The sequence below is a fragment of the Stutzerimonas stutzeri genome (genome assembly GCF_038561965.1).
Classification (GTDB): domain Bacteria; phylum Pseudomonadota; class Gammaproteobacteria; order Pseudomonadales; family Pseudomonadaceae; genus Stutzerimonas; species Stutzerimonas stutzeri_AA.
In genome coordinates, this window is sequence record NZ_CP139348.1 from 1,400,825 (window position 1) to 1,422,614 (window position 21,790).

At 64.7% G+C, this 21,790-nt stretch carries 22 protein-coding genes; 7 read left to right on the forward strand and 15 right to left on the reverse strand.

Going from position 1 to position 21,790, the window contains the following annotated elements; genetic code table 11:
* Positions 1–4: 4 nt before the first annotated feature.
* Together chrA and SM130_RS06310 are read right to left on the reverse strand one after the other, a co-directional pair.
* On the reverse strand, positions 5–1,360 hold the full coding sequence (gene chrA, locus SM130_RS06305) for a chromate efflux transporter (RefSeq protein WP_102823282.1): 1,356 nt from the start codon (positions 1,358–1,360) through the stop codon (positions 5–7).
* A complete protein-coding gene (locus SM130_RS06310; protein ID WP_258006858.1) occupies positions 1,353–2,297 on the reverse strand; it encodes a chromate resistance protein in 945 nt (314 codons plus the stop codon). Before SM130_RS06310 ends, chrA begins: the two co-directional genes overlap by 8 nt.
* Positions 2,298–2,459: 162 nt before the next feature.
* Here SM130_RS06310 and SM130_RS06315 point away from each other — a divergent pair, with 162 nt between their 5' ends.
* The gene (locus SM130_RS06315) at positions 2,460–3,416 is read left to right on the forward strand and encodes an alpha/beta hydrolase family protein (protein ID WP_102823284.1); all 957 of its coding nucleotides are present in this window, start codon (positions 2,460–2,462) and stop codon (positions 3,414–3,416) included.
* On the forward strand, positions 3,413–3,889 hold the full coding sequence (locus SM130_RS06320; RefSeq protein WP_102823285.1) for a GreA/GreB family elongation factor: 477 nt from the start codon (positions 3,413–3,415) through the stop codon (positions 3,887–3,889). Before SM130_RS06315 ends, SM130_RS06320 begins: the two co-directional genes overlap by 4 nt.
* Before the next feature lie 144 nt (positions 3,890–4,033).
* Here the strand turns inward: SM130_RS06320 and SM130_RS06325 are convergent, their stop codons facing one another.
* The gene (locus tag SM130_RS06325) at positions 4,034–5,980 is read right to left on the reverse strand and encodes a DNA topoisomerase III (RefSeq protein ID WP_102823286.1); all 1,947 of its coding nucleotides are present in this window, start codon (positions 5,978–5,980) and stop codon (positions 4,034–4,036) included.
* A gap of 188 nt (positions 5,981–6,168) precedes the next feature.
* On the opposite strand from SM130_RS06325, the gene SM130_RS06330 reads away from it, so the two are divergent.
* Positions 6,169–6,381 carry a DUF3079 domain-containing protein gene (locus tag SM130_RS06330; protein WP_003283903.1) on the forward strand — a complete coding sequence of 71 codons (213 nt, stop codon included), beginning with the start codon at positions 6,169–6,171 and terminating at the stop codon, positions 6,379–6,381.
* A 19-nt stretch (positions 6,382–6,400) separates the two neighbouring features.
* On the opposite strand, the gene SM130_RS06335 is transcribed toward SM130_RS06330, so the two are convergent.
* Positions 6,401–7,630 carry a dicarboxylate/amino acid:cation symporter gene (locus SM130_RS06335; protein ID WP_102823287.1) on the reverse strand — a complete coding sequence of 410 codons (1,230 nt, stop codon included), beginning with the start codon at positions 7,628–7,630 and terminating at the stop codon, positions 6,401–6,403.
* Positions 7,631–7,823: 193 nt separating this feature from the next.
* Between SM130_RS06335 and SM130_RS06340 the strand changes: the two genes are divergently transcribed.
* The 3 genes from SM130_RS06340 (at position 7,824) to SM130_RS06350 (ending at position 10,268) form a co-directional block, all read left to right on the forward strand.
* Entirely contained in the window at positions 7,824–8,147 is a 324-nt protein-coding gene (locus SM130_RS06340) for a hypothetical protein (protein ID WP_102823288.1), read from the forward strand.
* A 73-nt stretch (positions 8,148–8,220) separates the two neighbouring features.
* Positions 8,221–8,946: an SIMPL domain-containing protein gene (locus SM130_RS06345; RefSeq protein WP_102823289.1), complete on the forward strand. Its 726-nt coding sequence runs from the start codon at positions 8,221–8,223 to the stop codon at positions 8,944–8,946.
* Between the two features lie 188 nt (positions 8,947–9,134).
* Positions 9,135–10,268: a Fic family protein gene (locus SM130_RS06350; RefSeq protein ID WP_102823290.1), complete on the forward strand. Its 1,134-nt coding sequence runs from the start codon at positions 9,135–9,137 to the stop codon at positions 10,266–10,268.
* An 89-nt stretch (positions 10,269–10,357) separates the two neighbouring features.
* Here SM130_RS06350 and SM130_RS06355 read toward each other — a convergent pair whose 3' ends face one another.
* From SM130_RS06355 to SM130_RS06365, 3 genes are all read right to left on the reverse strand, one after another.
* On the reverse strand, positions 10,358–11,284 hold the full coding sequence (locus SM130_RS06355) for an ABC transporter permease (protein ID WP_102823291.1): 927 nt from the start codon (positions 11,282–11,284) through the stop codon (positions 10,358–10,360).
* Positions 11,285–11,346: 62 nt separating this feature from the next.
* Complete coding sequence (locus SM130_RS06360) at positions 11,347–12,453, reverse strand: ABC transporter permease (protein ID WP_102823292.1); 1,107 nt, start codon at positions 12,451–12,453, stop codon at positions 11,347–11,349.
* A 12-nt stretch (positions 12,454–12,465) separates the two neighbouring features.
* Positions 12,466–14,022 (reverse strand): ABC transporter ATP-binding protein, encoded by a 1,557-nt coding sequence (locus tag SM130_RS06365; protein WP_102823862.1) that lies wholly within the window; start codon positions 14,020–14,022, stop codon positions 12,466–12,468.
* 248 nt (positions 14,023–14,270) lie between these two features.
* Here SM130_RS06365 and SM130_RS06370 point away from each other — a divergent pair, with 248 nt between their 5' ends.
* Positions 14,271–15,191 (forward strand): AraC family transcriptional regulator, encoded by a 921-nt coding sequence (locus SM130_RS06370; protein WP_102823293.1) that lies wholly within the window; start codon positions 14,271–14,273, stop codon positions 15,189–15,191.
* 1 nt (position 15,192) lies between these two features.
* Here the strand turns inward: SM130_RS06370 and SM130_RS06375 are convergent, their stop codons facing one another.
* The 8 genes from SM130_RS06375 to SM130_RS06410 form a co-directional block, all read right to left on the reverse strand.
* Positions 15,193–15,648, reverse strand: coding sequence for a carboxymuconolactone decarboxylase family protein (locus SM130_RS06375; protein ID WP_102823294.1), 456 nt, complete (start codon positions 15,646–15,648; stop codon positions 15,193–15,195).
* A 10-nt stretch (positions 15,649–15,658) separates the two neighbouring features.
* Positions 15,659–16,396 (reverse strand): SDR family oxidoreductase, encoded by a 738-nt coding sequence (locus tag SM130_RS06380; protein WP_102823295.1) that lies wholly within the window; start codon positions 16,394–16,396, stop codon positions 15,659–15,661.
* Between the two features lie 122 nt (positions 16,397–16,518).
* Positions 16,519–16,989 carry a nucleoside deaminase gene (locus SM130_RS06385; protein WP_102823296.1) on the reverse strand — a complete coding sequence of 157 codons (471 nt, stop codon included), beginning with the start codon at positions 16,987–16,989 and terminating at the stop codon, positions 16,519–16,521.
* Between the two features lie 214 nt (positions 16,990–17,203).
* Positions 17,204–17,998, reverse strand: coding sequence for an ABC transporter permease (locus SM130_RS06390; RefSeq protein ID WP_102823297.1), 795 nt, complete (start codon positions 17,996–17,998; stop codon positions 17,204–17,206).
* Positions 17,985–18,788 carry an ABC transporter ATP-binding protein gene (locus SM130_RS06395; RefSeq protein WP_102823298.1) on the reverse strand — a complete coding sequence of 268 codons (804 nt, stop codon included), beginning with the start codon at positions 18,786–18,788 and terminating at the stop codon, positions 17,985–17,987. The genes SM130_RS06390 and SM130_RS06395 overlap by 14 nt, the downstream gene beginning before the upstream one ends.
* A 4-nt stretch (positions 18,789–18,792) precedes the next feature.
* Entirely contained in the window at positions 18,793–19,770 is a 978-nt protein-coding gene (locus tag SM130_RS06400; protein WP_102823299.1) for an ABC transporter substrate-binding protein, read from the reverse strand.
* Positions 19,771–19,820: 50 nt separating this feature from the next.
* Positions 19,821–20,570, reverse strand: a complete 750-nt coding sequence (locus SM130_RS06405; protein ID WP_102823300.1) for an alpha/beta fold hydrolase — start codon at positions 20,568–20,570, stop codon at positions 19,821–19,823.
* On the reverse strand, positions 20,563–21,543 hold the full coding sequence (locus SM130_RS06410; RefSeq protein WP_102823301.1) for an isopenicillin N synthase family dioxygenase: 981 nt from the start codon (positions 21,541–21,543) through the stop codon (positions 20,563–20,565). Before SM130_RS06410 ends, SM130_RS06405 begins: the two co-directional genes overlap by 8 nt.
* Positions 21,544–21,790 lie beyond the last annotated feature (247 nt).

Genomic DNA, 21,790 nt, shown 5'->3' on the forward strand with positions numbered 1-21,790 from the left:
GCCGTCATCGCAGCAGATGCACCGCCAGGCCGACTAGAGCGCAGCTCAGCAACACCTGGATTACCCCACGCTTGAAGCGAAATAGCGCCACCGCTGCGCTGAGTGTGATGAGCGCCGAAGGCCAGTCGAAACTGCCGGCGAAGCCTTGTGGCCATAACACGTGATAGCCGAAGAACAAGGCCAGGTTGACGATCACACCGACCACAGCCGCCGTGATGGCCGTAAGCGGTGCGGTGAATTTCAGCTCGCCATGGGTCGATTCCACCACCGGTCCGCCTGCCAATATGAACAGGAACGATGGCAGAAAGGTGAACCAGGTGACCAGGCAGGCGGCGAGGGCGCCGGCAGCGAAGGCCTGGTCTGCGCCGAACACCTGTTGCACGTAGGCACCGATAAAGCCAACGAACGCCACCACCATGATCAGCGGTCCCGGTGTGGTTTCGCCGAGGGCGAGGCCGTCGATCATTTGCGTCGGGCTCAGCCAGCCGTAGTAGCCGACCGCTCCCTGGTAGACGTAGGGCAACACCGCATAGGCCCCACCGAACGTCATCAAAGCCGCCTTGGTGAAGAACCAGGCCATTTGCGTCAGCGTCCCGCCCCACCCGAACAACACGGTCAGGACCGCCATGGGAAGCAGCCACAGCGCAGCGCCGATCGCCAGCAGCAACGCCAGGCGCGACCAGCGAAAGCGCGCATGTGCAGGGGGTGGGGTATCGTCGTCGATCAGCGCCGGGCCGTATGACTTGTCACCTGCCGCATGGCCACCGCCGATGCTGAACCGGGCCGGCGCAATCCGCCCGCCAAGGTAGCCAATCGTGGCTGCGCCCAGCACGATCAGTGGGAATGGCACATTGAGCGCAAAGATGGCTACGAACGAAGCCCCGGCAATCGCCCACATCCAGCTGTTCTTCAGCGCACGGGAGCCTATGCGGTGGGCTGCGTGCAATACGATGGCGGTCACCGCAGGCTTGATGCCGTAGAAGATTCCTGCAACCAGAGACACGTCGCCGAAAGCAATGTAGATCCAGGACAGGGTGATCAGGATCAACAGCGACGGCAGCACGAACAGTGCGCCTGCGACGATGCCGCCCCGGCTACGATGCAGCAGCCAGCCGATGTAGGTCGCCAGTTGCTGCGCCTCTGGGCCGGGCAGCAGCATGCAGTAATTGAGCGCATGGAGAAAACGTCGTTCGGAAATCCAGCGCCGCCGCTCCACCAGTTCCTGGTGCATGATCGCGATCTGCCCAGCCGGGCCGCCAAAGCTGATGAAGCCGAGCTTGAGCCAGAACAGTAGTGCCTCCGTGAAACTGACGCTGCGCGGTAACGTCTGCTCTTCTGATTGCATGGCTTGCTCACTCATCGTTAGGCCCTTCTGTGCCAAAAGCCGCCAGCAGGCCATCGAAAATGGCGCAGGCGGCATTCAGTAATTGGTCGTCGTTTCCAATACTCGTGTGCAGGCCGGCCAGCACCCGCTCCACGCCAGCCGCCTCGGCCGGCTGGGCGCCGCCGATGTCGAGGTAATGCACTAGCGCAGCCATGCGCGTCAGGCCGGGTGCATCCAGGGCGAAGCTGGCTTGCAGGGTTTCGAAGGTCACCCTGTTGCCGACATGGCTGAACCGGGCGCCATCGAAATCAAAACCCAGCGCGTCATCAGGACAATCGCTCGGTGACTGCAGCCAGAGAATGCGCGCCGCGGGGTCTATGAAGCGCTTGATCAGCCAGGCACTGGCCAAGCGGTCGACCCAGGGGCGTTGCCGGGTAGCCCAGACACGCTCCTTGAATGCGGCGACAGGCAATCGCTCGATCGCCTGCTCATGGCCGCTGGGCTCGTCTCTCGAGAGTGCCCGACTGATCGCTGTCTCCAATTCGCGCAGCCGCGAGTCAGCCTGCTGTTGCGTAGCGTCCGGGAAAAAGTCGATGTCATGGATGTGGGAAAAGGTCTTGCGCAACTTGCGAGCCTGGCGCATGACGGCGAGAGCGGTATCGGCATCCAGCAATGCAAGCTGCTCTTCGGTTTCGGAACGCAGCTCGGAATATTCCTTGGCCCTGGAGAACAGGGGAATGAAGCGTTCGCCGTGTGGATCACTTACCGGTAGCAAACATGCGTAGCCGTCACTGTCGAGAATATTGCGCTCCACCGCAGCAAGGGTTTCTCGGCAGGACGGGTGATCGGGTAGCAGATACACGCCGTCCCGAAGTACTGCGGAACCGGCGGCTTTCAACGTTCGCCAGGCACGCATTCGTTCTGCTGCACTGGACGTAGGCAGAGCCATTACCAAACAGAGCCATTCGCTCAATGTAGAGTACTCACGAAAAATTCGTGAGTACTCTACATGATCTTCCGTTCGGGTCCATTGGGAATTGCGCCGCCAGCGGGGCGGCTACAGGACGATGTCGCTATGGAAAAAACCTGCTTTGCGGGGCAAGGTGACGGCACAACAATTCGGAAGGTCCTTGCTATGCCTGAATCCGTTTCGCTGCGTTGCCGCGACGGCTTTGCGCTGTCTGCGCAGCTGTGGAGTCCACAAGGTCCGGAGCGCGGCGCGGTGATCATCAGTTGCGCCACCGGAGTGTTGTCGCGTTATTACGCCCGCTACGCGAGCTTTCTTAGCGAGCACGGATTTGCCGCGCTGACCTACGACTTCCGCGGTATCGGCGGCTCGCGACCGGAGCGTCTGCGCGACATGCAGATGCGCTGGCGCGACTGGGGTGAGTACGACTTCGACGCCGCCGTGCGCTTTATGCGCGAGCGTGATGCGCAAGGCCTGCTGGTGGCGGTGGGGCACAGTGCCGGCGGTTTCATGCCGGGTTTTGCCGAGGCGGCCAACCAGGTGGATCGCTACCTCAATGTGGCGGGGCAGTACGCCTACTGGCGCGATTACGCTGCCAACCGGCGCCTGAGCATGTATGCCAAGTGGCACCTGTTCATGCCCGCAGTGACCCGGCTCTACGGCTATTTTCCCGGTCGGCGGCTCGGTTGGCTGGAAGACCTGCCGGCCGGCGTCGCCCAGGAGTGGTCTCGGCGTGGCGCACGGCTGGAAGACAGCTACCCTGCGCACGAGCATGAATTGCTGTTCAGCCGCTTCGCCGCGATCCGCGCGGCGATCCTCGCAGTGAGCACCAGCGATGACGAGTTCGCCACGCCGGCAGCCATGCGCCGGGGCCTGGGCTACTTTCGCAACAGCCCGCGTCAGCTGGTGCAGCTCAATCCCCGCGCGATGGGCTTCGAGCGCATCGGCCATTTCGGCCTGTTCCACGACCGCCATCGCAACGGTTTCTGGCGCGAGACGCTGGAGTGGATCGCCGAGGGCCGCAATCCCTGGCTCGCCGATGAGGTCATCGAGGCAGGAGCAGCGCCGAACAGCGACACCGCCATTCCTTTCGGCGCGCCATCCGGCTATAAGCCTGGCCCATGAACAAGACCGCCCTTCAGCAGCAGATCATCGCCACCCTCGAAGCCGACCGCGAGGTCGCCAAGGCTGTGCTGGCCGCGACCCACGAGGCCGCCACCCATGCCGAGAGCAAGGCCGAGAACAAGTACGACACCCGCGGCCTGGAAGCCGCCTACCTCGCCGATGGACAAAGACGACGCCTGCACGAGATCGAGACGGCGCTTGCCGCCTACCGCAACCTGCAGCCGGGTGCTTGCCTGGACGGCAACGTGCGGGTCGGCGCACTGCTTTGTCTGGAACATGATGGCCACGAACGCTGGTTCTTCCTCGGCCCGGATGCGGCGGGGCTGAAGCTGCAGCACGAGGGGCGGGAGATCCTGGTGATCTCGCCGCGCTCACCGCTGGGACAGGGCCTGCTCGGACGACAGATGGGCGATGAGGTGGAGTTGCAGGTCAACGGCCAACGACAGTGCTATGAGGTGCTGGAGATCGGGTAGCACCGTCAGGCAAGTAGGTGGGCGATTGCGGAGTACTGGTGGGCTGAAGCCCACCTTACAAGGGTTGATTGTTCCTACGCTCCGGCGTGCCGATGTTCGCTGCGGGGCTTTGCGGTTGCTAAGCGGCTGCTTTTATCCGCCCCATCAATCCGCTGCGCGTGATTTTCTCGTGCGTGGGCCGCTGGCCTTGCGGGGCGTGCCGCTGCGTTTCTTCTTCCACGGTTTTCCCCCTCGGCCCGCGGCTACCGGCGGGCCGCTGATGGTCATGCGCAGCCCGGCGCAGCGCTCGACCAGCTTGCTCATCCAGGCCGATTGCTTGGCGACGAATTCTTCCAGCGGCATCTCGCCGGTCTGCACCATGTCCAGCGCCTGTTCCCAGATCGCCGTGGTCCCGGGGTCGGCGATTGGCCGTGGCACGGCGTCGATCAGGCTGAAGGCTGCCGATGTCGCCGCCAGCGCCTTGCCCTGGCGAACCATGTAGCCGCGGTCGAGAAGGCCCTGGATGATGCCGGCGCGGGTCGCTTCAGTGCCGATACCGGTGGTGTCCTTGAGCTTCTGTTTCAGCCGCGGATCGTCCACCAGCTTGGCGACGTTCTTCATCGCCTTGATCAGGTCGCCTTCGGTGAAGGGCTTCGGCGGCTGGGTCTGCTGGTCCTTGAGGTTGATCTCGCCCACCGTGTAATCCTGGCCCTGCTGCAATGCCGGCAGGCTTTGCGGTGCTGGCGCTTCGCGACTCCCGCGTGCCGGTGCCAACGCTTCGGGCATGGCGCGTTTCCAGCCGGGCTCGACGATGCGCTTGCCCACCGCCCGCAGTGCGTGACCGGCGCAGTCGAAGTCAGCCTGGGTGCGGTCGTATTCATGGTTGGGCAGGAACTGCGCCAGATAACGCGCGCGGATCAGCGTGTAGACCGCTCGCTGCCGGCCCGCCAGGCGTTCGAGACCGCGTGCGGCAACGGTGGGGATGATGCCGTGGTGAGCGCTGACCTTGGCGTCGTTCCAGGCCCGCGAGCGACGCGACAGGTCCAGATGCGGCTGCAGCGCCGCGAGCGCCGGGTCGGCCTGCATCAGCGCCGCGACGATGGCCCGCGCTTCGCCGTGCTGGCTCAGCGGCAGGTAGCCGCAATCGCTGCGCGGGTAGGTGATCAGTTTGTGGGTTTCGTACAGCGCCTGGGCGATGTCGAGGGTTTCCTGGGCGCCGAGGCCGAGCTTCTTCGAGCAGACTTCCTGCAGCGTGCCGAGATCGAACGGCAACGGCGCCGCCTCGCGCTGACGCTCGGTCTTCAGTTTCACCAGCCGGGCGCTGGCGGCATTGCACATGGCTTCGGCAGCTTGCTGTGCACGGGACTGATCGAGGCAGCGGCCTTGATCGTCGCAATAGTCGTCCGGCGCCTGCCATTGCGCGGTGAAGGCGGCGCCATCGGCGAGCAGCTGCACATCGATGGCCCAGAACGGCACCGGGACGAAGTCGGCGATGCTGCGATCGCGATCGACTACCAGGCGCAGCGTCGGCGTCTGTACCCGGCCCACCGGCAACACGCCCTGATAACCGGACTGGCGGCCGAGCAGGGTGAATAGCCGGCTCATGTTCATGCCGATCAGCCAGTCGGCACGCGAGCGGCCAAGGGCGGCGTGGTAGAGGTTGAAGGTCTCGGCGCCGGGCTTGAGCGCGGCCAGCGCCTTGCGGATCGAGGCGTCGTCCAGCGCCGACAGCCATAACCGGCGGATCGGCCCGCGATAGCGGCAATGCTCGACCAGCTCGCGGGCGATCATCTCGCCTTCGCGGTCGGCGTCGGTGGCGACCACCAGTTCGCTGCATTCGCCGAGCAGGCGCTTGACCGCCTTGAACTGGCTGGCGGTCTTCGGCTTGACCAGCATCTTCCAGCGCTCTGGCACGATCGGCAGGTCGGCCAGCACCCAGCGCTTGTAGCGCGGGTCGTAGGCGTCCGGCGGGGCGGTTTCCAGCAGATGGCCGATGCACCAGGTCACCGTCACCCCGGCGCCCTGCAGGCAACCGTCGCCACGCCGGTTGGCGCCGAGCACCTTGGCAATGTCGCGGGCCTGGGAAGGTTTTTCGCAGAGATAGAGTTGCATGGAGGCTGTGACGGCAGCGGTCGATGGCGCGAAGCATGTGCACAAAAGGCGCTTCAGGCAATCTTTATCTGTATGTGCATACAGTTGTTGTGCGCCGATACCGGTCGTTCTTGAGCATGATCAAGTCTGGCGACGGCGAGGAGGCTTAGCCTGTGGCCACTGCAACAACGCCCAAAAAGGCACCCGCAATGGCCAAGAAATTTCCCCTCGAACCTTCCCACCCCGAACGTGTGTGCTGGGGCTGCGACCGCTATTGCCCGGCCACTTCGATGGCCTGTGGCAACGGCGCGGGCCGCACTCAGCATCCGGCGGAAATGTTCGGTGAGGACTGGTATCTGGACGAATGCTGGGGCATCGACCCGGAACTGATCGCCAAGACCCGCAAGGAGTCGTCGACCTGATGTTGCGCGGGGTCCTGCGCTAGGCGCGATCGGCGAAACGCTGCACCACCACACTGCCGATGATGTCGCCCTCGACGTTGACCGCCGTGCGCACTGTGTCCAGCAAGCGGTCGATCGGCAGCAGGATCGCCACCGCTTCAGCCGGCAGGCCGACCGCCTGCAGCACCATCACCATGGTCACCATGCCCGCACTGGGAATCCCCGGCGCGCCAGTCGAGGCGATCATCGCGGTGAAGAACACCACCGCCTGCTGCGCCAGGCTCAGTTCGATACCCATCAGATTGGCGACGAACAGCGCAGCCGCGGCTTCGTAGAGCGCGGTGCCGTCCATGTTCATGGTCGCGCCCAGCGGCAGCACGAAGCCGGCGATGCCCGGGCGCACCTTGAGGTTGTCCTCCGCGCAACGCAGGGAGATCGGCAATGTCGCCGCACTGGAGCTGGTGGCAAACGCCGTGATCAGCGCCTCGCGGGTTCCACGGAAAAACCACAGCGGCGACTTGCCGGTCGTGAGGAAGAGAATGCCTGGCAGCACCACGATGCCGTGGAACAGCGTGGTGGCGAACACCAGCGCGATGAAACCACCGACGGCGCTGAGCAGTGCTACGTCCTGCTCGGCCACCAGCTTGATCAGTAGCGCGAGGATGCCCAGCGGCGCCAGGCGCATGATCCAGCTGATGATGCGCATCATCAGTTCGAGGAATTCCTGCAGCACCACGAGGATATTGCGGTAGCGCTCGCCGCCGGCCACCAGCGCCACGCCGATGAACATGGCAAACACCACGACGGCGAGGATGCTGCCGTTGGCCAGCGCGGCGAAGGGATTCTGGAACAGGTTGGCGAAAAAGTGCAGGAAGAACTCCGGCAACGTCAGCTGGCGTGCCTCGAAGTCGTTCATCGCATCGGCGAACAGGTCCAGCGACAGCCCAGCGCCGGGCTTGAAGATATTCGCTGCGACCAGCGCCACCAGCATCGCGGCGCCGGTGGTGAGGGTGAAGTAAGCCAGCGCACCACCCCAGACCCGATGCACCTGCCGATGTGCCTGCAGGTTGGCCACGCCGACCACGATGGAGGTGAAGATCAGCGGAATCAGCACCATCTTCAGCAGGCCGATGAAGATGCTGCCGGCCAGGGTGCTGGCATAGAGCACGCCTTCACGAACGGGCGCATCGGTCGGCAGCGTGCCGGTCAGCCAGCCGATGGCGACGCCCAGGCAGGCCGCGATAAGAATCTGCAGATTGAGACTGGGCAATGGATGATTCCTCGGATCGGTAGCGGTGGCGCTAAGCAAAAGAATGGAAGCCGCGGCAAAAAGTTCGTTTCGAGCGGGGCGCAATCATACAGACGCAACGCAACGGACGTGCCAGTGACCTGGCGTCGGCCTGCAGCAGACAAAATTACACAGCTGGGTTTTCATGATCGGGCAGCTAAAAGAGGGCCGAGTCGTGAGCGATCAGGACATCGAACAACGCATCGCCCGCGATATCGCCAGATGGCAGCGCGGCGTGCAGGAAAAAGGCGAACCGTTGGTAGTGGACAACGGCTGGCTACAGACGCCGCCAGGCTTGCGCTTGCCGTTCTCGGTGCTGAAGAGCGCCGGGGTGCCGCCACGGGAAGTGGAATTGCTGGCGCAGCGTGCCGCGTTACGTGAACGGCTGAATGCCTGCACCGATACCCATCAGCGCGAGCGGCTGGAATGCGAACTGAGTGAGCTCGAGCAGCACATCGCCTTCCGGCTGGAGGCGTTGCAGCGGCTGGGTCGCGGCTGAGCGCCTGGTCACTGGCGTTCGCCCATGGCTGGAGTAGCATGCGCATTCGGTCAATTCCTACAGGGAGAAGCGCGTGGTTACAGCTCGAATTGGATTTCTGCCAGCGGTGTTGATCGCCGCCGCGGTGGCGTTTGCCGGCTGGTCGGTAGGGCAGGGGGTGGAGCGTTTTCGCATGGCCGACCGCACGGTGACGGTCAAGGGCCTGGCTGAGATGGACGTCAAAAGCGACTTCGCGGTATGGACGCTGGGTTTTCGTCGCGGCGGCAATCAGTTTGCCGAGGTGCAGCAAGGTTTGAGCGAGGATCGGCAACGGGTGCTGGCGTTCCTGCGTGAGCAGGGCTTCACCGATGAGGAAATCGAAGTGCGGCCGTTGCAGGTGCAGGATCTGCTGGCGCGCGAATGGGCCTCGCGTGATGTGGCACTGCGTTTCAACGGCCAAGGCCAGGTCGTGGTCAAGTCCGAGCGCGTCGATGCGGTGGGCACGGCGGCCAATGCCATCGATCCGCTGATCATGGCTGGCGTGCAGCTGGATACCGAGATGAACGGCTTCGCCGGGCCGCGCTACCAGCTGCGCGGCTTCAACGAACTGAAGCCTCAACTGTTGGAAGCGGCCACCAGCAATGCCCGTGAGCAGGCGACTCGTTTTGCCGATGATGCCGGCGCTACGCTTGGGCGGCTGAAGAATGCCAATCAGGGCGTGATTCGGGTGATCGATGACGATGGCAGCGATATGGATAGTGGGCGGACCGTGGGGAAACGGCTGCGGGTGGTGAGTACGTTTGAGTACACGTTGGATTGATATTGGGCTTGAGTCTCTGAATGAAGCGGCAGCCGCCTGCCAAGGCGGATCAACCGCACTGCGCAGGCGAGTTCAAGCCCGATAGCCCCTCGCTTAAAGGTTAGACAGTGAGCCGATTAGTCGGCATTATCGGCTCACCAAATGAGCCGAATAAGCTCATTAATCGGCTCACAGAGGAGCCAGCCCTCATGAATGACCCGCTCTGGGTCTGGCAGCAGCCCAACTGGCCGCACTTCAATTGGCAGGCAGACGCACTTGCCCCGCTGCTGCGTACCTGCAGTCAGGCTCAGGGTCGCCTACTCGGGATGCTCGGTGCCGTTGGCAGTGATACAGAGGTGCAGAGCAACCTGGATGCCATGCTGCAGAACATCGTCACCTCATCAGCCATCGAGGGTGAGCAGCTGGATGCCGGCTCCGTGCGTTCGTCACTGGCGCGGCGCCTGGGGCTGAGCGAAGAAGGCCGCATCACCTCGCGTTCCGAAGGCCTGGCGGAACTGCTGCTCGATGCCACCCGCGCGTATCAGCAGCCGCTCGATCTGCAGCGGCTGTTCACCTGGCATGGCTGGCTGTTCCCCAGTGATGACCACCTGCTGGCCCGCCCGTTACGCATTGGCATGCTGCGCGGCGAAGAGCCCATGCAGGTAGTTTCCGGGAGACTCGACCGCCCTACCGTGCATTTCGAAGCGCCACCCCGCGCCGGGCTGGAAGAACAACTGGACGACTTCCTTGCCTGGTTCGAGAGCAGCCGCAGCGATGCAGGCCTCGACCCATTTCTACGAGCCGGCATTGCGCACTTCTGGTTCGTCACCCTGCACCCCTTCGACGACGGCAACGGCCGCCTTACGCGCGCCATCACCGACTTGGCCCTTGCGCAGGGAGAACAGCAGGCCATCCGCTTTTACGCCATGTCGGCGAGCATCCTCGATGACCGCGCCGGCTATTATCGCATTCTCGAAGCCAGCCAGAGAGGCACGCTGGATATCACCGCCTGGTTGCAATGGTTCCTTGCCACGCTGTTCAAGAGCCTGGAGCAGGCCCTTGCGCGCATCGACCGCGTGCTGGTCAAGGCACGCTTCTGGCAGGCTCACCGCAGCCAAACCCTGTCTGCCGAGCAGATCAAAGTGCTTAACCGCCTGCTCGATGGTGGCGAGAGAGGTTTCGAGAACGGCATCAGCGCCGCGCAATACCAGGCTGTGGCCAAGGTCTCGAAAGCCACCGCCACGCGCCATCTGAGCGATCTTGTCGACAAGGGCTGCCTTGCCCGGTTGCCTGGCGGCGGGCGCAGCACGCGCTACCAGATACAGCACTCGGCAAACGCTTGAATAAAGTGAGTCGCCCAGCAGGGCGAAACCAAGCTCTCAAGCAACTCGCTAACCGGCCTGGTTCCGTGTAGCCAACCGGTCCGACAAAATCAATGCCCCGGCTGCCAAGGCTGTCCCAGCGACACCGGCGCGTACAACCGCGTGCGGATCGCATCCCGTGACAACAGCACCAGCACCAGAATGGTCGCCACATACGGCAGCATCGCCAGCAGGTTGCCGGGGATCGCCAGGCCTAGCCCTTGGGCCACCAGGTGGAGGATGCTGGCCAGGCCGAACAGATAGGCGCCAAGCAACACGCGGGAGACCCGCCAGCTGGCGAAGACCACCAGCGCCAGGGCGATCCAACCGCGCCCGGCGGTCATGTTTTCCGCCCACATCGGCGTGTACGCCAGCGACATGTAACCACCGGCGAGGCCGGCCATGGCACCACCAAACATCACCGCTAGCGTCCTTACGCGCAGCACCGGCAGGCCCATGGCGCTGGCGGCGTTGGGGTTCTCGCCGACGGCCTGGATGATCAGGCCGATGCGGCTTTTAAGCAGCACCCAGGCGACCAGCGCGAACAGCCCGAAGGACAGATAGACCAGCAGGTCCTGGGCGAACAGCATGCGGCCGATCAGCGGGATCTCGCTGAGCAGCGGAATGGCGATGGGTTCGAAGCCGGCCAGCGGCTTGCCGACCCAGCTGGCGCCGACGAAGGACGACAGGCCGACGCCGAAGATGGTCAGCGCCAGACCGGTGGCTACCTGATTGGCGTTGAAGCCCAGCGCCACCATGGCGAACAGCAGCGAGAGCAGTACGCCGGCCAGGCAGGCGAACAGCACGCCTAGCCAGAGGTTGCCGCTGGCGAAGGCGACGATGAAGCCGATCACCGCGCCGAACAGCATCATGCCTTCCTGGCCGAGGTTGAGTACGCCGCTCTTTTCGCATACCAGCTCGCCGAGGGCGACCAGCAGCAGCGGCGTGCCGGTGCGGATCATGGCGTAGAAGATATTGGTCAGCAGATCCATGTCCATCGGTCAGGCCTCGAACTTCAAGCGAGCAGCGGGTGAAGGGGTGAGCAACGGGGCGAGCGCGATCATGTGGCCGGCTCCTCTTGGGCGCTGAGCGGGGCGGGCTTGCGCGCCCACAGCTTCAGCCGCGGCCGATAAAGGATCAGCACGTCGCAGGCGAGCAGGAAGAACAGCACCATGCCCTGGAACAGCTGGGTGATGGACTGCGGCAGGTTGGCCGCCATCTGCGCGTTCTCGCCGCCGAGGTAGAGCAGCGCCATCAGCAGGCTGGCGAAGACGATGCCGATGGGGTTGAGGCGACCGAGAAAGGCCACGGTGATCGCCGCGTAGCCATAGCCAGGCGACACTTGCGGCACCAGCTGGCCAATAGGTCCGGTGACTTCGGCGACGCCGGCCAGCCCGGCCAGGCCGCCGCTGATCAGCAGGGCGATCCACACCAGTTTCTTGTCGCGAAAACCAACTAAGCCGGCGGCGCGCTTGTCCAGGCCGAGCACCTTGATCTGGAAGCCGAGAAAGCTTTTCTGCAGCAGTACCCAGACCACCACCAGCGCCAGCAGGGCGAAATAGAAGCCGCCGTGCACACGCAGACCGTCGATCAGCTCGGGCAGCCGGCTGGCATCACCGAACATCGCCGACTCGGGGAAGTTGAAGCCTTCCGGGTCCTTCAACGGACCGTGCACGGCGAACAGCAACAGGTTCAGTGCGATGTAGTTGAGCATGATGCTGGTGAGGATTTCGTTGGCATTGAAGGCCGTTTTCAACCAGGCGCAGAGCCCGGCCCAGGCGGCGCCGCCGAGGGTGCCCGCCAGCAGGGTCAGCGCCAATGCCCAGCGCGAATCCCAGTCGATGATGTTGACTGCCAGCGCACTGCCAGCCAGGGCGCCGATGAGCAGCTGGCCTTCGGCACCGATGTTCCAGATACGCGCGTTGTAGACCACCGCCAGGCCCAGGGCGCAAAGCAGGATCGGCAGCGCCTTGACCAGCAGTTCGGAGACGCCGTAGAGGTCGCCGAGCGGGTCGATCAGCAGCACCTTGAGGGTTTCCAGCGGTGGATGGCCGAGCAGGGCGAACAGCAGGGCGCCGCTCAGCAACGTCAGCAGCGCGGCCAGCAATGGCGAGAACCAGAGCATGGCCCGTGAGGCTTCGCCGCGGGGTTGCAGGGATAACAGCATGATGGATTCTCGTCAGGCGGCAGAGGTGGAAACGGGGGTGTCGCTGGTATCGAACTGGCCGGCCATCCAGCGGCCGACTTCGACCGGGCAGGTGCTGGCGGTGGCGCGCTGTGGCGAAAGGCGGCCGTCGCTCAGGGCGGCGATGCGGTCGCTGATCTGGAACAGCTCTTCGAGGTCTTCGGAGATCACCAAGATCGCCGCACCGGCATCGCGCAGTTCGATCAGCGCACGATGGATGGCCGCCGCCGCGCCGACGTCCACGCCCCAGGTCGGGTGCGCGGCGATCAACAGCTTCGGCTGCTGCAGGATCTCGCGACCGAGGATGAATTTCTGCAGGTTGCCGCCGGACAGGCTTGCCGCCGGGGTTTGTGCATCGGGCGTCTTTACCGCGAAACGCTGGATGACCTGCTCGGCGAAAGCACGGACCTTGGCCCGGCGGATCATGCCCTGCTCGACCATGCCGGTCTGCTGATAGGCGGTGAGCAGGCCGTTGTCGGCCAGGCTCATGCTCGGCACCGCGCCGTGACCGAGGCGTTCGGCCGGCACGAAGGCCATGCCATGGCGGCGGCGGGCATCGGGGCGCAGATGGGCGACATCGTCACCGAGAAAACGGATACGCATGGCCTGCGCAGCGGGCAGGCGCTGTTCGCCGCTGAGCAGGGCGAGCAGTTCGTCCTGGCCGTTGCCGGCGACCCCGGCGATGCCGACGATCTCGCCGGCGCGTACTTCCAGATCCACTTCTTCGAGGGAAACGCCGAACGGGTCGGCGTTGTGCCAGGACAGTCGCTCGACACGCAGGAACGGCGCACGGCCCTCGCTCTTCGGGTACTCGGCTTCCAGCCCCTCGGCATCGCCGACCATCAGCCGTGCCAGTTCGAGGTCCGAACATTCTGCCGGCACACACTCGCCGGACACCCGGCCGCCGCGCAGCACCGTGGCGCTCTGGCACAGCGCGCGCACTTCATTGAGCTTGTGGCTGATGAACAGGATGCTGCAGCCCTCGGCTGCCAGCCGGCGCAGGGTGACGAACAGCTCGTCGGCCTCCTGCGGGGTAAGCACCGAGGTCGGTTCGTCGAGAATCAGCAGGCGGATGTCCTGCATCAGGCAACGGATGATCTCCACCCGCTGGCGCTCGCCGATGGACAGGCTGTGCACCAGCCGTTGTGGCTCCAGCGGCATGCCGTAGCGCTGCGAGACCTCGCGGATCTTCGGCTCCAGCTGCTTTGGCGTACCGGCCTTGGCGCCCAGCGCCAGGGCGATGTTCTCCGCCACAGAGAGCGTCTCGAACAGCGAGAAGTGCTGGAACACCATGCCGATGCCGCGTTCGCGGGCCTGGGCCGGATCGCGCATGGTCACCCGTTCGCCCTGCCAGTGGATTTCGCCGGCGTCCGGCTGGGTCACGCCGTAGATGATCTTCATCAGGGTGCTCTTGCCGGCGCCGTTCTCGCCGAGCAGGGCGTGGATCTCGCCCGGCTGGATCGACAGGTCGATACGGTCGTTGGCCAGGCAGCCTGGGTACTGTTTGGTAATGCCGCAGAGCTGAAGGCGCGCGGTCTGGGATTCGGGCATGGAGGCGTCCGCTGGGGTTTTCATGACCAGGGTGTAGCAAAAAGCTGGCCAGGCAGTCAGGAAATGAAGTGCGACGTGGCCATGGGAGCTGCGCCACCCAATGGCCATGCGACGATGTTAGCCGGTGCATCGCTTTGGTGCTGCACTCGGTAACGCTGACGAGCCGCTGCACCGCCATGGGGCGTGACGACCGTGGGCCGGCCGGCCTGCTAAGCTGAACACCTTTCCCGCTCCCGTGGTTTCCTGCAATGAACCAGATGGACCTTCATTCCGCCGAGGAAACGATTGCCCAGCGCGCCGCCCTGGCGCGATTCATCGATGGCATCGTCAGCGACGACGGCATGCATCCCACCGCTATTGATGACCTTTACCTGATCCGCTGCAGTGCCCCCAGCGAGCTGGTGCACGGGCTGCACAAACCGGCGCTGTGCATCATTGTGCAGGGCAGCAAGGAGGTACGCCTGGCCGACGAGCTCTACACCTACGATGCGCTGCATTATCTGGTGGTGTCGGTCACTGTGCCGGTGGCTGGCCGTGTGCTGGAAGCTTCGTCTGGTGAGCCTTACCTGTGCATCCGCCTGGACATCGATCCGGCAATGGTCGCCACGCTGGTGGCCGAGGGCGGGCCGTTGGGCCAGCCCGTCGAAGGGCCGGCGCGCGGGGTCTACCTGGACCGCATCGATGCGCCGCTGCTCGACGCCACCTTGCGTCTGGTGCGACTACTCGCCAGCCCGCAGGACATTCCCGTGCTGGCGCCGCTGGCCATGCGCGAGATCTTCTACCGTCTGCTTTGCGGTCGCCAGGGCCGCCATCTGCACGATATCGCGGTACGCGACAGCCAGGGCCATCGCGTCACCCGCGCCATCGAATGGCTGAACCGCAACTACGTCGAACCGCTGCGCATCGACGAACTGGCACAGCGGGTCAACCTCAGCAGCTCGACGCTGCATCACCGCTTCAAGGCGCTGACGGCCATGAGCCCGCTGCAGTACCAGAAGCAGTTACGTCTGCAGGAGGCCCGGCGGCTGCTGATCGCCGAGGGGCTCGACGTCTCCAGCGCCGGCTACCGGGTTGGCTACGAAAGCCCCTCGCAATTCAGCCGCGAGTACAGCCGGCTGTTCGGCGCCTCGCCGGTGAAGGATATTGCGCGGCTGCGCAGCACCGCTTGACTCAGCGCGCGACCGGGTCCGGCACCTCGCGCAATGCCTGGGCGGCGTCGATGGCGCGCGGGAAGCCGGCGGTCACGGTCGTCAGGTACACCACCTCCTTCAGCTCCTCACGGGTGACGCCCAGGCGCAACGCGTAGCCGGCGTGGACCTTCATGTACTGCAGATTGCCTTGGGCGGCGAAGGCGGCGATTACGGCCAGCTGACGGGTGCGATCATCCAGCTCGCTGCGTCCCCAGACATCACCCAATGCGTACTGGGTGATGCCATCGGCGAGAAAGGGATAGTCCTCGCGCAGCGCTTCGAGCACCGGTTGCCCGGCACCGCCGGACAGGTGATCCATCACCTCGATGCCACGTTCGTGCCGCTCGTTGCCGACGGCATCCAGCGAGGCGAAGGTCAGCGAGCCGAGCACGGCCACGCAGGCCGCGGCCAGGGTATTGCTGGTTCGAAGGGTCATGGCGGCGTCCTCAATAGGGGCTGGCGGTAGGGCGCACCACCAGCTCGCTGACATCGACATCGGCCGGCTGGTCGATGGCATAGGCAATGGCGCGGGCGATGGCTTCGGCCGGAATGGCAATACGGCGGAAGTCGTTCATGGTTGCGCGCGCGGTGTCGTCGGAGATGCTCTCGGCCAGCTCCGATTCGGTGACGCCGGGCGAAACCAGAGTCACGCGGATATCGCCACCGACCTCCTGGCGCAGGCCTTCGGAAATGGCGCGCACTGCGTACTTGGTGGCGCAGTACACCGCTGCGGTCGGGCTCACCGCGTAGGCGCCAATGGAGGCGATGTTGACGAATTGCCCCGAGCGCTGGCGCTGCATCAGTGGCAGACCGGCAGCGATGCCGTGCAGCACGCCGCGGATGTTCACGTCGATCATCCGGTACCACTCGTCGACCTTCAGCGCGTCGAGCGGGGACAGCGGCATCACTCCGGCGTTGTTGACGATCACATCAACGCGGCCGAAGCGCCGTTCGGCGAAGTCGACGAAGGCCTGGGTGTCCTCGCGGCTGGTGACGTCCAGCGCACGGCAGGCGGCGATAACACCGCTTTCGTCGATCTCGGCGACCAGCTTTTCCAGCCGTTCAAGGCGTCGTGCGCCCAGCACTACCGTTGCGCCCTGGGCCGCCAGCAGGCGCGCCGTGGCTTCGCCGATGCCACTGCTGGCGCCGGTGATGAGTACGATTTTTCCGTTGATGTTCGACATGGGGCTGTCCTCCGCAGGTTGATTCGAACGACGTCGATGACGCCGTGGTTCGAATACTGCGACGCAGGACGGTGCCGCCGTTATGGCGATCCTGCCGGGCGCTTGCCTGATTCTGGCAGGGCCTACCAGATGCCTTCGTGCAGCGCGGCGGCTTCATCTTCCAACAGCGGGCCGACGACTTCGACCTTGCGCTGGCCGGCTTCGAAAACGATGCGGCAAGGCAGGTCCAGTGTCGGGTTCTCCGGATGGTTGCCGGTGATGTCTTTCAGGCTGCGCTCGGAAAGGCCGTAGACCACGCGACCCAGGCCAACCCAGTAAGCAGCGCCGGCGCACATGGCGCAGGGCTCGGCGGAGGTGTACATGGTGCAGCGCGAGAGAAATTCCGGTGTGTAGCGGGTCGAGGCGCGGGTCATCAGTACACGCTCGGCGTGGCCGGTCATGTCGTGGTCGGGCATGTAGGCGTTGCCCTGTTCCAGCAGCACTTCACCGTCCGGCCCGACCAGGATGGCGCCGAACGGATGGGTGCCGTTTTCCAGCGCGCGGCGGGCGACGTCGAAGCTTTTGCGCAGCAGAGCGAGATCGTCTAGGGGCATGGTGGTTTCCAGGTTCAATGTGACTTGGTCAGGCTGTGGCGCCGATTCTGTGGAGCGGCCTTGGCCGCGAATGGGGCGGGCAGGTGCGGCGGCTATCGCGGACAAGTCCGATCCCACGACTCTTGGTGGTTCTGATTGCGGACGAGTGGCCGGGGCGCCTGGTTTTGGCCGCGAAGGAGGGCCTTCGCGGCCAAGGTCCGGCGTCACCGCTATATCAATGTCCACCCTTGGGCAGGCTCCAGGGAAAGAAGACCTTCTGCAGCAGCCCGATCAGGTGGAACAGCACCAGGCTGATTACCACGAGCATCATCAGCGCTGCGAAGGCCTGAGGCACCTGAAACATCGAGGTGGAAAAGTTGATGAAGTAGCCCAGGCCTTTTTCAGCAGCGACAAACTCGGCCACCACCGCGCCGATCACTGCCAGGGTGATGGAAATGCGCAGCGCCGAGAACAGGTGCGGAATCGCATAGGGCAGACGGATGTTGCGGTACTCACGGGCTTTGGAAGCGCCAAGCGAGCGCGACAGCTCCACCAGCTCCTCCGGTGTCGCCAGCAAGCCAGTCACGCAGGACACCACGATGGGGAAGAAAGCGATGAGGAAGGTGATGAACACCCGTGGCAGATCGCCAGCGCCCATCACCACCACGATGATCGGTGCTACCGCAACGATGGGCGTGGACTGCACGATCACCAGTAGCGGATACAGCGTGCGCGACATCACTCGCGAAGAGGCCAGGGCGATGGCCAGCGGGATGCCGATCAGAATCGACAGGCCGTAACCCATCAGCGTCACCCGCAGGGTGGCGAAAATATGCTCGGCCCAGGTGCCAAGACCGACCTTCTGCGTCGCCGCGAAGATGGCGCTGGGTGAGGGCAACACGAAGCTCGGCAGCTTGAGTAAGCGGCAGGCCGCTTCCCAGACCAGCAACAGAACGAGCAGAGCGAGCCAGGGCGCGAAGCGGTCGGCCTGGGTCCTCAGACGCAGCGCCTTGGGCTTAATGGGCGGCATGGCGCGAGAAGACTTTGCGGCGGATATGGTTGGCGAGCTCATTGAAACGGGGCTCCGTGAGGGTTTCCATGGACCGCGGGCGCGGCAGGTCGACATCGATGATTTCCTGCACGCGGCCGGGGCGCGCCGACATCACCAGGATGCGGTCGGCCAGCAGCAGTGCTTCGGGAATCGAGTGGGTGATGAACAGCACCGTCTTCGGGCGCTGGGTCCAGATGTTGAGCAGCTCCAGGCTCAACTCGTCGCGGGTCAGCGCGTCGAGGGCCGAAAAGGGTTCGTCCATCAGCAGGATTTCCGGGTCGTGCAGCAGCGCGCGGGCAATTGCCGCGCGCTGCTGCATGCCGCCGGAGAGTTCGTCCGGGCGCTTGTTGCCGAAGTCCTTGAGCCCCACCAGTTCCAGCAACTCTTCGCCGCGGGTGATTTCCTGCGCGGTGACGCGACCGTACTTATGGCGCATGGGGAAGGTCAGGTTGTCGCGAATGTTCAGCCAGGGCAGCAAGGTCGGTCGCTGAAACACGATACCGATCTCGTCACGCGGGCCGTCCACCGGGCTGCCGTAAATGCTGACCTGGCCGTGGGTCGGCTGCACCAGCCCGGCGAGGATGCGCAGCAACGTGGACTTGCCGCAGCCCGAGGGGCCGAGCACGGCGATGAACTCGTGGCGGCCGATATCGAAACTGGCGTTGTCCAGCGCCACCACCTCGCTGCCATCGGAGGAGGTGAAGACCTGGCTGACCCGGTCGAAGCTTATGTTGGGGCGCGGCATGGCGGGCAGGGCGGCGGCGTTCATGGCGTCACTCGCTCAGGCTGGTGTCGATGGCGCTGGCCGGGTCGAGGCTGTCGACAGCCATGCCCTGCGCCTTGGCGACCCATTCCCAGGTCGTGGCCAGGCGCTTGGCGTCAAAGCCCGGGCCTTCGGCGTCGCTGATGTCGTTCTGCATCAGCGGGACCGAGGCGGCGAACTGTTCTTCGGCCTGCTGCTCGTCGACCTCGGCAACCATCTTCTTCAGTGCGGCGGCCGCGGCAGCCGGGTCGGCAATGGCGTTCTTCTGCGCCTGCTGGTAGGCCTTGACGAACTTCTTCGCCACCTCGGGGTTGCGCTGCACGAAGCGCTGCGAAGCGACCAGCGACAGGCCGTAGCCTTCGAAACCGTATTCCGACCAGGGGATGGTTTTCAGCGTCTTGTCCGCTTCGCCGAGGGCACGGACGAAGCCGGGCGCGACGGTCAGCCAGTTGATGGTGGCGTCGACCTTGCCGGTGGCGAGCATCGGCGCCAGTGCGCCGGGATCTAGCTTGAGCAGCTTGACGCTGGCCGGGTCGATGCCGTTGCGCTCCAGCAGCAGCGGCCAGACCACGTTGGAGGCGGAGAAGGTCGGCGTGGCGACCGTCTTGCCGACGATGTCCTTGAAGCTGTTGATGCCCGAGCCTTCGGTGGTGAAGAAGGCGTCTGGCTGCTTGTTGTAGATCGGGGCGACCGCCACCACCGGCACCTCGCCCTGGGCTTTGGCTTGCAGCAGCGAGGCCAGCCCGGCCGAACCGAAGTCCGCGCTGTTGGTGGCCAGCTTGGTCACCACGTCGCTGCCGCCGCGGGCACTGGCGATTTCCACTTCGATGCCTTCTGCGGCGAACAGGCCCTGTTCGACACCTAGGTAGATCGCCGCCTTGTCGCCGGCCGGCAGCCAGTCGTTGAGCCAGCGCACCTTGTCGGCGGCCAGGGCTGTTTGGCTGAACAGCGCCAGCAGGGCGCTGGCGAGCAGGGTTTTCTTGAACATGGTGAAGCTCCTTGAAGGTTCGGCGTGATAAGCGCGATGCAATAAACGGGTCAGTGCACCTGATGAGGATGGCGAGCGAAGAAATCCACCAGCGCGGCGAGCAGCGCGTCGGGCATGGCCAGTTGCGGCGCATGGCCGCAATCGAGCACCACCCGCTCGGCGCCAGGCACCAACTGCTGCATGCGCTGTTGTACCCGTGGCAGCACGGAGCGGTCCTGTGCGGCTTCGATGTACAGCCGCGGCAGGCGACCGAAACGCTCGGCGCTCCAGTACGCGGCGATGTCGCGGCCGCCATCGGGCTGCACCGTAAGGCGGCGCGCGGCAGCGATGGCGGCCTGTGCCGGTGCATCGTGATAGAACACCGCGCAGGCGGCATCGCTGGGCACGCGGCTGCCACCGGACACGGCTTCGAGATAAGGGCCGATGCCGCTGACTTCGGGATAGTCGCGACTCAGTTCGGCACAGAGTTCGCCGAAGCCCATGCCGCTGGGCAGCATCATCCCGGCGACATAGGCGACCCCGGCGATGCGCTCGGCATAACGTTCGGCCACGGCAGTAGCGGTAACGCCGCCGCCGGAATGCGCCACCAGCTGAATCGGGCCGGGCAGTGTCTCGATCAGTGCGCCGACGTGCTCGACATAGCGCTGCAGCGAGGCCGCGGTGAGTGGTGTGTCGTTGTGGCCGTTGCCTGGCAGATCGACCGCGTGGGGTCTGTGTCCGGCATCGCGCAGGCCATCCTGCAGCGAATCCCAGACCCAGCTACCGGCCCAGGCACCGTGGATGAGGACGATGTCAGCCATAGGTCCTCCGGTACATCTCGCGGTGGTGTTCTTCCACCGTCACGGCGGGATAGCGAGGGGCTTCACCCGCCGCGAGGCAAGTCGGCAGGCACTCGACCAGATGGTCCGGGTTGCCGCTGAAGAAGAACGGCACGCTGTAGCGCTCGCGCCCGGAAATGTTGACCACCCGATGCAGCGTCGAGCGGTATTGATCGTTGGTCCAGCGAGCGATCATGTCGCCCAGGTTGACCACATAGGTGCCGGGCACGGGCGCCGCGTGAATCCAGCCGCCGCTGTGGCGATCCCAGACCTGCAGGCCGGGGTTCTCGTCCTGAAGAAGCAGCGTCAGCCCGCCGAAATCGGTATGCGCGCCACAGCCCTTCTCACCGGGCGCGGCGTTGGCCGGTTGCGGCGGATAGTGCAGCAGGCGCAGGGTGCTCATGGAGTCGCGGCAGAAGCTGGCGAAATGTTCCTCCGGCAGTTGCAGCGACAGCGCGATCGCACCCATCAGCCGTGCCGCGAGGGCATTCATCGCATCGCGATAGCGCTCCATGGTCGGGCGAAAGTCCGCGAGCTCGGCTGGCCATTGGTTGGCACCGTGGTTGAAGCGCCCGGCCAGCACGCGCGGGTCGTCCTCGGCCAGCTCCTCGCCGATGTAGAAGCCCTCCTTGAGATCGGCCGGCGCACCGGCTTCCAGCACTTGCCCGCGCAACGGCTCGTAGCCGCGATTGGCCCTCGAGAAAACCTTGTCCAGCGCACGCTTGCCTGCTTCGGGCTGGGCGAAGAAAGCCCGCGCCTGTTCGAACACCGCCTGCTGCAGCACCGGGTCGACGCCATGATTGGCAATACAGAAGAAACCCACCTCGCGGCAGGCTGCACCGATGCGTTCGGCTACGGCTGTGCGCTCGGCAAGCTCGGTGGAAAACAGCCCGGCGATATCCATCAGCGGCAGCGCGGCGGCTTCGAGATGGCGGGCGGAAAGTGCATCGCTCATGTGACAGTCCTGCTTCGCCGAGGCGGAATGGCATCGGCGAGCGCAGTATCTGACCGTCATGGCTGTGCGCAGAAGAACAGAATATCGAGCAGCGTGATGCCGTTTCGGCAGCGGGGGCGTGTGCCTCATTGCGAGGCGGCAGATGAGCACAATTGGTGCTCACGCCAGGGAGCATAGGGGCTGCCCGGGCGATTATGATCCAGGCTGGAGCTGCGTCATTTGCACTTTTATGGGGCGTAGGGTGACC

Coding starts and splice junctions, on each gene's coding strand:
- SM130_RS06350 (WP_102823290.1), top strand. CDS start 9,135: ATGAATGACCCGCTCTGGGTCTGGCAGCAGCCCAACTGGCCGCACTTC.
- SM130_RS06315 (WP_102823284.1), top strand. CDS start 2,460: ATGCCTGAATCCGTTTCGCTGCGTTGCCGCGACGGCTTTGCGCTGTCT.
- SM130_RS06355 (WP_102823291.1), bottom strand. CDS start 11,284: ATGGACATGGATCTGCTGACCAATATCTTCTACGCCATGATCCGCACC.
- SM130_RS06390 (WP_102823297.1), bottom strand. CDS start 17,998: ATGCCGCCCATTAAGCCCAAGGCGCTGCGTCTGAGGACCCAGGCCGAC.
- SM130_RS06360 (WP_102823292.1), bottom strand. CDS start 12,453: ATGCTGTTATCCCTGCAACCCCGCGGCGAAGCCTCACGGGCCATGCTC.
- chrA (WP_102823282.1), bottom strand. CDS start 1,360: ATGAGTGAGCAAGCCATGCAATCAGAAGAGCAGACGTTACCGCGCAGC.
- SM130_RS06320 (WP_102823285.1), top strand. CDS start 3,413: ATGAACAAGACCGCCCTTCAGCAGCAGATCATCGCCACCCTCGAAGCC.
- SM130_RS06400 (WP_102823299.1), bottom strand. CDS start 19,770: ATGTTCAAGAAAACCCTGCTCGCCAGCGCCCTGCTGGCGCTGTTCAGC.
- SM130_RS06410 (WP_102823301.1), bottom strand. CDS start 21,543: ATGAGCGATGCACTTTCCGCCCGCCATCTCGAAGCCGCCGCGCTGCCG.
- SM130_RS06330 (WP_003283903.1), top strand. CDS start 6,169: ATGGCCAAGAAATTTCCCCTCGAACCTTCCCACCCCGAACGTGTGTGC.
- SM130_RS06380 (WP_102823295.1), bottom strand. CDS start 16,396: ATGTCGAACATCAACGGAAAAATCGTACTCATCACCGGCGCCAGCAGT.
- SM130_RS06365 (WP_102823862.1), bottom strand. CDS start 14,022: ATGCCCGAATCCCAGACCGCGCGCCTTCAGCTCTGCGGCATTACCAAA.
- SM130_RS06370 (WP_102823293.1), top strand. CDS start 14,271: ATGAACCAGATGGACCTTCATTCCGCCGAGGAAACGATTGCCCAGCGC.
- SM130_RS06405 (WP_102823300.1), bottom strand. CDS start 20,570: ATGGCTGACATCGTCCTCATCCACGGTGCCTGGGCCGGTAGCTGGGTC.
- SM130_RS06395 (WP_102823298.1), bottom strand. CDS start 18,788: ATGAACGCCGCCGCCCTGCCCGCCATGCCGCGCCCCAACATAAGCTTC.
- SM130_RS06325 (WP_102823286.1), bottom strand. CDS start 5,980: ATGCAACTCTATCTCTGCGAAAAACCTTCCCAGGCCCGCGACATTGCC.
- SM130_RS06375 (WP_102823294.1), bottom strand. CDS start 15,648: ATGACCCTTCGAACCAGCAATACCCTGGCCGCGGCCTGCGTGGCCGTG.
- SM130_RS06385 (WP_102823296.1), bottom strand. CDS start 16,989: ATGCCCCTAGACGATCTCGCTCTGCTGCGCAAAAGCTTCGACGTCGCC.